This is a genomic window from Streptococcus suis, assembly GCF_019794555.1.
GTDB classification, from domain to species: Bacteria; Bacillota; Bacilli; order Lactobacillales; family Streptococcaceae; genus Streptococcus; species Streptococcus suis_AB.
This window is the reverse complement of the sequence record NZ_JAIMEP010000004.1, coordinates 73,681-86,116: the sequence shown is the minus strand read 5'-3', so window position 1 is coordinate 86,116 and position 12,436 is coordinate 73,681. Positions and strand designations below refer to the sequence as shown.

General features: G+C 41.8%; 7 protein-coding genes. 1 reads left to right on the top strand and 6 read right to left on the bottom strand.

The window, feature by feature from the left end:
* Positions 1 to 7: 7 nt before the first annotated feature.
* The 6 genes from K6V48_RS02880 to K6V48_RS02855 all read right to left on the bottom strand — a co-directional run bounded on the left by K6V48_RS02880 (position 8) and on the right by K6V48_RS02855 (position 11,243).
* Positions 8 to 493 carry a PTS sugar transporter subunit IIA gene (locus K6V48_RS02880; protein ID WP_014736516.1) on the bottom strand — a complete coding sequence of 162 codons (486 nt, stop codon included), beginning with the start codon at positions 491 to 493 and terminating at the stop codon, positions 8 to 10.
* 62 nt (positions 494 to 555) lie between these two features.
* Entirely contained in the window at positions 556 to 834 is a 279-nt protein-coding gene (locus K6V48_RS02875) for a PTS sugar transporter subunit IIB (protein WP_009910950.1), read from the bottom strand.
* A gap of 58 nt (positions 835 to 892) precedes the next feature.
* Complete coding sequence (locus K6V48_RS02870; protein ID WP_023371749.1) at positions 893 to 2,341, bottom strand: PTS sugar transporter subunit IIC; 1,449 nt, start codon at positions 2,339 to 2,341, stop codon at positions 893 to 895.
* Between the two features lie 349 nt (positions 2,342 to 2,690).
* Positions 2,691 to 9,146, bottom strand: a complete 6,456-nt coding sequence (locus K6V48_RS02865) for a pullulanase (protein ID WP_222367879.1) — start codon at positions 9,144 to 9,146, stop codon at positions 2,691 to 2,693.
* Between the two features lie 193 nt (positions 9,147 to 9,339).
* A complete protein-coding gene (locus tag K6V48_RS02860; RefSeq protein ID WP_222367878.1) occupies positions 9,340 to 10,287 on the bottom strand; it encodes a LacI family DNA-binding transcriptional regulator in 948 nt (315 codons plus the stop codon).
* 395 nt (positions 10,288 to 10,682) lie between these two features.
* Entirely contained in the window at positions 10,683 to 11,243 is a 561-nt protein-coding gene (locus K6V48_RS02855; protein WP_404830131.1) for a CHAP domain-containing protein, read from the bottom strand.
* A gap of 202 nt (positions 11,244 to 11,445) precedes the next feature.
* Here K6V48_RS02855 and K6V48_RS02850 point away from each other — a divergent pair, with 202 nt between their 5' ends.
* On the top strand, positions 11,446 to 12,210 hold the full coding sequence (locus K6V48_RS02850) for an alpha/beta fold hydrolase (RefSeq protein ID WP_024404231.1): 765 nt from the start codon (positions 11,446 to 11,448) through the stop codon (positions 12,208 to 12,210).
* The last annotated feature ends 226 nt before the right edge of the window (positions 12,211 to 12,436 follow it).

Genomic DNA, 12,436 nt, shown 5'->3' with positions numbered 1-12,436 from the left:
TTTTCTCCTAACTTTCTAAATCTAAACCTTCTAGGTACGGACTGTTTTTGGACTCTTCCACCATTGCCAAGACTTCCTCAGGAGTTTGACAAGCAATCAAACGCTCGATTGAATTTTCCAATTCAAAGAGGGCAATGATTTGTGGAATAGCTACGGATGTATGAATCTTTGGATCGGTAGCTGCAAGAGTGAGCAGAACAGACACCTCTTTCCCATCTGAGAAAACGACTGGTTTTGTCAAGGTAATCAAAGCAAAGGAATCCTTCAAGACACCGACACCTGCTTGGGCGTGAGGCATAGCCATACCAGGCATGAGCACATAGTAGGGACCATATTCTTCGGTCGAAGCAATAATGGCATCATAGTATTCTTCTGTCGCAGCACCGCTGTCAATCAAGGGCTCAACAGCCTTGTGAACAGCCTCCTGCCAGGTTTCCGCTGTCAATCCCAAGCGAATGGAATTATTTTCTGTAAATGATTTTTGTAAATTCATAGTTTTTCCCTTCTACACGCTATATGAAAGGGGGAGGGAAACTCCCTACCCCTAACGGCTATTTATAGCACTGCTTGTAATTTTGTTTTGATTTCGTTGTCGTCCATGAGGTTGTCAAGACCAACCAAATGACCTTTCGTGCGACCTTCCAACTCAGAAATCAAGTGGTTAGAGGCTACGACAATATCATATCCTGCCGCTAAACCCTTTGCTTCACCGACTGAGCAAGAAGCTGATTGAAAATCTGTTACGCCGAGTTGACGAAGGGCGTTTTCTACCTTCATCTTGATGACCATAGATGAGCCCATGCCGTTTCCGCAGGCTGTTAAAACTTTAACCATAATTTCACTCCTATTTTATTTTTAATACATTATGTTCTGATTTTACAGACCAAGAATACTATTCTGCTTGTGCCTCGCCACGATAGTACGCTTCCTTATCTTTTGCTTTCGCAAATTGAAGTTGCGGAATAGCCAATAAGAAGAGGCAGACAAGAACATAACCAGCAATACCTAGGTACTTAAATGCAAATCCAAATGGTAACCATGGCACTTCAAAGTCAATGTTTCCGTGGTAACCACCGCTCAATTCAAGCAAACCAACGCAAACTGCACCAAGAGCAACTTGAAGGACACCTGAGATGAAGGAAAGGATGGCTGCTGCTTTCCAACCACCACGTTTGTCAGCGTACACTGCGATAGCTGCGTTATCGAAGAATACAGGTACGAAACCAGTGATGATGAGGATTGGACTCTTGAAGACAATCAAGAGAACGATTGTAATCAACTGACCGATTAAACCGAAAGCAAAACCTGAAAGAACTGCGTTAGATGAACCGAAGCCGTAAGAAGCTGCAACATCCACCGCTGGGAATGAACCAGGAAGCAATTTGCTTGAGATACCTTGGAAGGCATTTGTCAATTCTGCTACGAACATGCGGACACCTTGCATCAAAATGAAAAGATATACTGAGAAGGTGAAGGCTGTTTGAATAACATACATAAAGAAGGCTTGTTTAGCTGGGTTGTATGGAGCACCTGAAGTGATAACTTCTGGATTTGCCATGATTTCTGGACCCAAGATGAACAAAATCACACCGAAGAACACAAGCATCAATGTCGCTGAAGCAACAACTGTATCGTGGAAGATGTTGAGGAAGCTAGGTAGCTTCAAATTATCCAAGTTTTCTTCTTTTTTACCAAGTTTTGGTGCAATCTTATCGACAAACCAGATAGCGAATTGTTGTTGGTGACCGATGGCAAATCCACCGCCACCTGTCAATCGTTGCGTTGCTTCAACTGTCATATTTGAGCTGACAGCCCAGTAGATACCACAGATGATACCAATCGCTGCTGTACCGAATTGGTTACGAAGAGCCGGGATGAGGAAGAGCACCATCAATGAGACTGTTGCCGCTTGTTGTACCATGATGTGTCCAGTGATGAACAGAGTACGTACTTTTGTAACCTTACGTAGTGCCACCAAGAGGATGTTGACACCGAAACCAATCAAGAGAGCTGTAGTGGCTGCTGATACGAAATCAGGGAACTCCTCAGCAATTTTCCCATTTGCTGCTGCAAGACCAAAGTAAGGGTCAATAACTGCCGCATCAATTTGGAACTTATAGTTCAAGGCCGCCAAAATCGGACGGAAGGTTGTTACCAAACCACCAGCTGCTACGTTCAAAATCATATAGCCGACTGTCGCTTTGATAAACCCTGCAAAAACATCATGAGGCTTTTTCTTTAGAAGGGCATAGCCCACCAATACCAAAAGACCTACGAAGAAGGCTGGATTCTGCAGGATATTCTGTGAGAACCAGTTTAATGGGGTTTGAAGGAAATCCATTTTTCATTCTCCTTTTTTGAAATGATTTTTATGGTTTTATTATAAGTTATGTAAGCGGAAACAAAAAGACCAAATAAAGCACAGGCTTGTGTTCACTATTGGACTATTTCCGAACTTTAATGGCTGATTTAATCAGAATTCCTCCCTATAGTTCACCAGCCCATTTATTCTAATAATCAATAAATAGACGTTATTTCCACTAAAAATTTAAAAGAACCTCAAAAAAAACATAAAAGAAGAGGCTGGTTTGAAACCAACCTCTTCTAGAGGGAAGTGATACTCTCAACTCTTGTATTTATAAGACATTCACAAGATTTTGAGCAATGCTCCTCTGGAGAGCCAAATATTATTACTCTTCTGATTTTTTGTTTCTTCCTTGTGCAGCAACTGTCAAACCAAGTCCAGCAAGTCCGAGACCCAGAAGTGCCAAATCACTTTGTCGGTCACCTGTAGCTGGTAGACTTTCTTTGTTTGATGCACTTGTGGTTTGTTCAGACACTTGGGCTGTTGGAGTAGAAAGACTTGGTTTTTCTACTGTTTCCTTAGCCTCCATACTACCCTTAACAACAATCCGTGCCTCACCATCTACAACTGATTCTGATAACAGATTTGTTGCTACTACCTTGCCGTCAACCAAGACATCTTGATAAACTAAGACTCTCTTACCTGCCTTACCTTCTTGAAGCACATAAGATTGACCTTTTGCGAGAGTTGCATCATAGCGAACTTCCTCTGCAATCGGAAGGACAGATTCTTCTGTACGTTCTTTCGTAGTAAAGTCTAGGGTTGGTTTTTCTTCAGCAGTAGGTGCTGTATCTGGAACTTCTGTAATGATATAAGGCAAACGAATCACTGTTGCTGTCAAAGGTGCAAGAACAACTGCGCTATCAGTCAATTCAACACCCACTAAATCAGACAATGCTTCTACACCTGCACGTTCACCGTCAACCAGTACTTGACCCTGCAATAAGTCTTTGTAAATATCTGAAAGAACAAAACTACGTTCCTTACTGTCAGCATTGACAAAGACAGCATAGCGATCACCGTTGCTTGCAATGGTCTGATAGGCAATAACCACATCGTTTGTAGCAATACCATTTTGACCTGGAATTGAAATCAAGCTAACCATTTGATCGACTTGGTCTTTTGTTCCCAAACGGAAGGCATCTGTAGATTTGCGCAAGGCAATCAATCCTTTTGTAAAGGCCTGAGTACGGGTATTCTCTGGATAGAGGGTCTCATCTGTCGCTTTGGTCCAGTCAAACTTGTTGACCGCATCAGATGAATCATAAGAATCATGAATGTAGTATGGGTAATCAAATGGTGTACCATCAGCATTTGTCAACAAATGTGCTTTGTTCGGCACTTGATCTTCTGCTACAGGGTACTGATAATCAGGGTGAAGGAACTGTTTGGTCCGTCCATATTCCTGACCAGAATGGATAAACGGTGTCCCTTGAGAAGTCAAAACTAGCAAATTACCCAAACGTTGACGTTGGTGAATTTCAGTGTAATTTTCAGCGATTGATGGATCCTTCTTGATGGACTGAGCAATGATATCAAAGAGCGTCAAGTTATCATGCGCAGCAATATATTGGATCACATCACCTGGATCATCAGCCAAGAAGTTGCCTGGTTGTGCCTTGATGTTATTGAAGACAGAATCTACACTCTTAGCACCGCCTGTGATAAAGGCTGGCTGACCTTCGTTTGGATAACCAGATTTAAGTGTATTGCGAATTTCATCTGAGAATACCGCAACCGTATCTGTTGAACTCATCCAGTCTTGGTCCGCTGGCTGAACAGGCTGATTGGCGTCGCCTGTAAAGGTTCTCCAACCTTCACCAAGCATAATGATGTTTGGATTGAGTTTTTGTGCCTCGGTAAAGGCCAGCTCAATTGCTTCGGCATCATGGTCCCCCATCATATCGAAACGGAAACCATCTACCCTAAACTCGTCCACAAGATACTTGATAGAATCAACGAGGACACGGCGACTCATATAGTGAGTGGTTCCGAGACGACCACCACCAAAGCTTGATTTAGCCGTACCATCTGCCTCCATGAAGTGATAATAGTTTGGCTCTAAATCTTCAAATAAGAAAGTCTTAGACGTGTGGTTATACACCACATCCAAAATCACACCCATGCCTTGTTTGTGAATTTCATTGACCAGGTTTTTGAATTCCTCAATGCGTTTCATTGGATCTGTCGGATCTGTAGAATACATACCTGTAAAGGCAAAGTAGCTCTGTGGATCATAACCCCAGTTGTAGTTACTGTTGCTTGACGCGTACTCACTCATCCGCTCTGCATTTTTCAATTCATTGACAAAATAGTAACTCATAACTGGGAGCAGTTGAATATGGGTCACACCCAGTTCTTTTAGGTAGCTGAGACGTTCTGCAAAGGCCGCAAAAGTACCAAACTGAGCAGTCAATTCATCGGAAATAGAAGGATCTGATGTGAAGTCACGAACATGTGCTTCATAGATAATCGCATCTTCACGCTGATTGAAATTAGGAATAGTAGCATAATCCAAATCGCTTGGACCAACTTCTGATGGATCCACAATCGCAGCTTTTGCAATCCGATAAGATGGATCTGTATCTGCCAAATCACTATTCCACTCCGCTAAAGACTTAGCATATGGATCTAAAACAAGAACAGATTGATCCCCACGAGTGATTTCATAATGGTAATAGTAACCACGATAATCTGTAATACCAAGATCTGATTGACCATTCAATTCAAGATCCCATTGTCCTTTATCGCCCTTGGTCATGGCTAATGTACCGACCACTTTAGACTGATCATCCTTATCATAAAGAACAACTGCTACACTGTCTGCACTTGGAGACCAGAGAGTCATATCAACGACACTACCAGCCTGACTCACACGCGCACCAAGTTCTCCATCATAAGCATAGAGCTCATCCTTCAATTGCCAGCTCATAGTTGTTGTGAAGCTATCATTGCCATATTTGAGGGTATAGCCCGCATTTTCTTGGTTGAAATCCCCAAGGACTCGTACCTTGTTGCTTGTAGCATCCAAGACAAGATCCGTCACAGTCACTGTCTGGCCATTTTTATCTGTGACAGACAATTTTTCTAAAATACTTTCCTTATCAGCACCTTCAAGCGTTGTAAATGCTGCTTCTAGAGCTGTTAGGCTAACATGGGAAACGCCTGTTACACGGACGTTGTTCACAAAATAAGGATTTGTGTAGATTGTTGGATCATCATCTTTAAGGAAGATTTGTGTCTGATTTTTCAAATCTGTAAAGCTATAATCTTTCTGCTGAATCTTCACATCATCTCCTGACTTGCTTTCATCCAATAGCAAGAAGCCAATTGAACTTGGTAAATCTGTCAATTTGACATCAATATAGGCACCATACTTGCCTTGGTTTTCAAAATCAATACCATTTGGCCAGTCACCCAAGGTAACGTCAGTCACATCACCCCAGATCCAGAGACCTTTTTGGTCATAATCGCCATCTGTACGGAAATAATTAATCCGAATATATCCTTCTTTAAGTGGTTGATAGAGGCTGAGTTGATAATTCTCATCAAACCAAGCTTCATTCATCTTGGTGCTAATTCGCTCAATAACTTTATCGCCGGTTATATTTTCCCCAGATGTATTATTAATCAGAAGACTGATTTTGCTGGCTGTTTCATCCTTCATCTTGATATCAAGATAATAGCCATAATCATCCTGCTTAGCAGTACTGAAATTAGTCGCTCCTGTTGGCCATGCACCAACTTCTGATGATGGTTTTTCGACATCATCCCATGTCCATAAACCTAGGCTAGATAAATTATCAGATGGTAGAGTTTTAAAGTGAACACGGAAGTAGCCTGCTTCAATTGGTTCTTCAGTTGCTCCTTGCACACTTGCATTGACGATGTCTCCTGCTTCTGTCTGAAGGAGCATGGTGCCACCTTGAGCGATAGTTGGAAGTTCGACTTGAACAACCCATTTACCGTCTTTCTCGATAGCTTGATAAGATTTTCCTGTGTATGCATCTGTTACAACCACATCTTTCCCAGATACTTCAATCGCCATTTCCTGGCTCTCGGTATTGGTTGAGAAGACAAGATAGGCAGCTTGATCTTGGTAACTGCGTTTGCTGATAAGCCAACCTTGGCTATCATTTCCAGCAAGTGTTGTTGTATCACCACGTGAGAGCAATGTTGAATTGGCATTACGGAAGGCCAACAATTTTTGGTAATGGTCCTCTATGTCACTTGTCTCTACCTTACTCCAATCAAAATCATACCGGTTGTCATAAACAGGCCAGTTGTTTTGCCCTGATTGACCTAATTCTTCACCATAGTAGATGACAGGCTGACCTTTAGCAGTAATCAAGAGACTAGCAGCCAATTTCAGTTTATCCAGATTGCCTTCTTTTTCTGCGCCACCGAGACTGTAAAGGAAACCATCTTCGTCATGACTGCCCAAGAATTGACCCAGAGAAGCTGCGCTAGTCAGAACCTTGCTACGCTCTTCTAGCTCTTTTCCAGCTGCTTTCAGTTGACCGTTGACCAAGTACTTAGCGATATCCTTGAAGCCAAAGTCCAACAAACTGTCCATAGTACCGATACCCAAGTCACCCTTGGTATCTTTATAGTTAGCTCCCCATGTTTCTCCAATTAAGTGGAAGTCAGGATCTCTATCTACCAATTCATTTTTGAAATGTTGCCATGTGGTATCATCAACGTGTTTGACGGTATCGACACGGAAACCATAGATTGAATTACCTTTAGCAGTTGTTGAGCGTTCCAACCAAGATGCCTGCCAAGCAACCAATTGATTACGAACCGCAGCTTCTTCTGTCTTGAAGTCTGGTAATCCAGATAATGAACCTAATTGGTCATCTCCCTGCTTATCTTCTTCCTTGGTCCGTACCATACCTTCAAAGGTTTCTTCTGTACCATAGCCAGCATGATTCAGCACCACGTCAACAATGATATTGATGCCTTTTTCGGCTGCGGCATCAATCAATTCGTGGAAATCAGCTAAACTTCCCAAATGCGGATTAAGTTTCTCAAAATTGGATGCCCAATAACCATGGTAAGCATAGTATTCTCCATCTGTAGCGCTACCAACATTCTGTGGAATATTTTCCACAATTGGTGTCAACCAGATAGAATCCACACCCAATTCTTTCAAGTAGTCCAACTTAGCTGTAACTCCTTTGAAGTCACCGCCTTGGTAGAGACCGCGAGGATTGGTCACGTCTCCGTCAACCACCTGATCATTGCTAACGTCACCATTGTAGAAACGGTCGGTCATCATAAAGTAGATGACTTGCTCATCCCAGTCTTTTTCACCTTCTGCCTTAATGCGCTCCGTAATGGTCACATCCAATTTTGTTTCGTAGTAACCATTGTCTTTATCATAGACCTTTACAGGAAGACTATATGTCCCTGGCGCTGTGCTAGACGTCGCTTTAATGGTCACACGATTGAGCTCAGTAGAGATTGGCACAAGACCTCCGCCGATGGCACTTGTATCGACTTCCATTTTGACAATCTCAGCATTTTCAGGGTTGGTGACAGTTACAGATACCAAGCCGCTTTCATTGTAGTTGAATGGTGCTTTCACACTTGCCTCAACAGTTACATTTTTTGTTCCCGGAGTAGCTTTGCTTGTATCTAATTCTACTTTCTCTTCGATAAAGTATGGATTGGTATAGACTTTGTCATCGCCATTCCGAAGGAAAATTTGACTATGACGTTTGCGGTCGGCAAAGGCTAAGTCTATCGATTTATTGCCAGCCAAATCCGGATTATTCTGGTTGATGAGCAGAAAACCAAGTTTAGAATCTAAACCATTTGAAAGAGGAATGTCAACATAAGCACCATATTTCCCAATTTGAAAATCAACAGCACCTGTTGGCCAACCGTCACTTGCTTCTGTTGTATCCCCCCAAGTCCATACGCCCCAACCATCATAATTGTTGTCTTCACGTGTGTAATTGATGCGGAGAACATTGTCATCCTTGAGTGGCTCATAGCTAGAAACAGTATAATCGCTAGCAACCCAAGCCTCATTTTGTTCTGGAACAAGAAGCTCCACTTTTTGGTCCGATTCTGTTATTTTTTCCCCATCTTTAAGGACCAAATAACCGATTGTGCCTGGTGTCTCAGATTTTTTAATATCAACATAATGGCCGTAGTCATCCACTTGGCTACTTGAGAAATTCACCGTATCAGTTGGCCATTTATTTCCATCAGATGGTGTTTCTACTCCTCCCCAAGTCCACAGTCCTTGGCTCTCTGGCGCTGTTTCATCTACATTTTCAAAGTGCAGACGAATACTGCCTTCTTCAATTGGTGCTTCTGCCGGGGTGGATAATGTAGCTGTTTCTGCTGCAGCTCTTTCTGCCACAGCTGTTTCAGTAGTTGCCAGCGGTTCTGCTGATGCATTATCTACTGTTTCAACAACCTCCGTTACTGCTGGAGCCTCAACTGTTTCTGATACTCCAGTTGAATTTGATGTAGACTCAGTCACCATTTCTTCTGAACTTGGTGCTGTATCCAAGGCTGTAGGCGTAGCCTCTGCAACTGGGGCTGGCTCAACTGTTTCGACAGGCTGCTCAGAAACATTGGTTATAATAGTTTCCGCAGGAGTAGCCACTTCCTCAGCATGAACTGTTTGACCAGGTCCAGACATTAAAAAGGCTGTCGCTATACCGACGGACGCAACTCCTATCGTAAACTTACGAATTCCGAAAATAACTTTTTTTTCAAACATTGGTGATTTCTTTGCTAAACGCAAACGTTTTCTATTCATGCCGTACTCCTTTGGTATGTATAATATAATAATAGTATATAAAAAAGATTTTCTTTTGCAAACGTTTTCTTAATTGTTACCGGTAACAGCTTTTCTAATCAAAAAAGGGATTGTACTCTTTATTTACCCAGTCATCGTACCCATCAACACTGGATTTAACAACCCCTCTATTAGTTATGTAGCATCATTCATTTTATGCTCTAGTACTTTCTCTCACTACCAAGCTAGCTTGGCAATATCGCTTTTGTTCCTTTAATTCACAGCCCTCCACCAGAGTCATTAACTGCTTAACAGTAATTCTCCCCATTTTTCGGAACGGTTGCCGCATAGTGGTTAATTGAGGACGAGAAACGCGGTCAATAAAGATTCCATCAAACCCAATAATCCCATAATCTTCTGGGACTCTCTTTGATGAAAACAATAACCCCCGCTCAATACCAAGTGCTATGCGATCAGAAGCACATATAAAGCAAGTATTGGGTGATAACAAGTCCAATTGTCTTACAAAGTCTTCTGCTACCCTAGACCTGTTTTCTAGACGATAAATTTTAGGGGGATGTCCCGATTCCTCCATTGCCTCTACATACCCAGCTTCCCTAGATTGTGCAAAGGCATCTGGCAAATCTATCCCAACAAATACGACCTGTTCATAGCCTTTCTCAAAGGCAAAGCGACTTGCTTGGTAGGTTGCCTCCCTATTGTGTGTGTCAACAAACGGTAGTCCCACCATATTTTCGCCAAATAAGACTACGGGTTTCAACAAACTCCGCAACCAGCCATAATCTTCTATACGCGCGCCCGTGACAATGTAGCCGTCACATTGTTCTGTCACTTGATTCCGATCCGTCACAATTTGCATTGTATAGTTTTTTTCGCTCAGTCCGAGTGAAATTCCTGCTATCAACTCAGCATAATAAGGCTCGACAGTCTCCATTTCCTCTAAGATAATGACCTGGACTGTCAGAGTTCGTTGTTGTGCAAGGGCTTTTGCCACAACATTCGGTTGATAATCTAACTCTTTCATTGCTAACAAGACCATCTGTTTTAACTCTTCCGTAACAAGTTCTGGATGATTCAGAACCCTGGAAACTGTCATCTTTGAAACATTGGCCCTTTTCGCCACATCTGCCAACGTCGTCATATATCTCCTCTCTTATTTTCTAGCTAAAATGTGCAAACGTTTTCTTGATGTTATTATATATTATTTACTACTAAAAAGTAAAGCCCTTTCATCACATTATTTTACAAGAATTTTCTGAATGATCCGCGAATCTGTTTTTTTAATTATAAAAAGGCCTATTTATTAGACCTTTTAACTGTATTTAAAAAGACGGTGTTGACATAACCCTTGAGAAGATACGTTGATTTTCATTGAGTATGAGCTTAATCCTAGTCAAATCTTCTTGTTTTAGATAGAACTCTTTCACTTTCAAATTTTATGGTAACATACTGAAAACTACACTTAAATTTTTCACTCATCTAGGATTTTGTTGATTTTCGAAGAATTTAATTATCATACAATCCTATCAATAACAACTATACTCCAGCAGGGGGATAAATATAACTTACCGTTCCGTCACTGGTTGTTGTCGGATCAAAGAAACCTCGAATATTACTTGGATAATAGGAGCCAGCATAGTTTGATTCCATGACTTGAATTTGACCATCGGTAGCCACCTCTGTCACATAGGCAACATGCCCATAGCCACCATTTTCATCTGTCCAGACTGCAATTGCGCCGACTTTTGGTATTGTTCCAACTTCATAGCCTAATGAAGCTGCACTGGCTGCCCAATCTCCGGCATTTCCCCAATAGTTCCCAACCCATGGAGCCATTTCTTTTGCTCCCCATGTACATTGGCCTGCTGGGTAAGTATTGGATGTATATTCAACCGTCACCTCTGAAACCATATTTGTAGCTAATGCTACTTGTGCTGCTGCTTCGGCAGCTGCTTTCTCCGCCGCAGCCTGCTCTGCCTCCCTTTTCTCAGCTGTTTTTTTCTGAGTTAAGGCTGAGACTGTCGGAGTATCACTTACGGCAGTATCCTCTGCATTAACAGTCATTACTCCAAACCATAATAAGCCCCCCGTAAACATTGCAAGTATGCCCACTTTTCTTAATTGAGAATGTATTTGAAATGTCAAATCGATTTTTCCTTTCTTTTTTCTATTCCATTTATCCTAATAGAAATTTCTTTCATAGAACTTAAAATAGTATGACAAATATGATAGATAGGTTGCAATTTATTCACAATTCGATTTCTCATGCTATAATTAAGAAAAAGTCAGGAGTAAACCTATGAAAAGCATCGTTTTAATACATGGCACCTGGTGTAATGGCACATTCTGGGGAGACTTTGCTAGTCAGTTAGAAAAAACTGGATTACAAATCCATACCCCTAGTTTACGCTATCACGATTTACCCTATGAAGAAGGGATCAAAAAAGTCGGTGACGTTAGTTTGACAGACTACGTGGATGACTTGGTATCCTTGGTCGAAAGTCTAGAAGAGCCACCTTTACTTCTGGGTCACTCACTTGGATGTCTCTTAGCCCAAATGGTTGCGGAACGGACCCCTGTTGCTGGCATGATTCTCATGGGCCCTGCCCCAACTGCTGATATCTTCGCTCTTTATCCAACCATGCTTGCCAGTTTCTTACCCCATTTTCTTCGCTGGGGATTTTGGAAAAAACCTATTCCACCTTATAAAAAAGCCTTCTTTTCTTACTGCCTCAATGCGCAGGATCCTAGTATAAAAGAAAAGCTCTATCAAAACCTCGTCCCTGACTCAGGCAAGGTTTACACACAAATGGCCTTTCCATTCCTAGATAAAAGCAGAGCAGGCTATGTGGACTTTCGTAGCATTACCGGGCCTGTCTTAGTCATCACAGGAAGTGAGGACAAAATGACTGTCTCTGCCATCGCCAGAAAAACAGCACATAATTACAAAAATTCTGTTCTAGTCTCACTAACAGGGGCTGATCATATGTACCCAACTGGAAAATTTCAAGGTAAAACCCTTTCTGTTATTCGAGCATGGTTGGAAGAACAGGAATTTATCTAATACTCTTCGAACATCTAAAATATCCGTTGTTAAGTGCCTTGATGAATAAAAAGCACTAATGGCGCTTTTCAGCCTGTTACTTTGAAATGAGAAAGTGACAGAGTTCTATCTTCGGCTTAATGATGCGAATACAGTTCTGTTGATTTTCAGCCTTCAGATGTACGACATGCCCGTCGTACTACAAAAACGACCTCCAATACGGAAGTCGTTTCTTGTTATTTACATT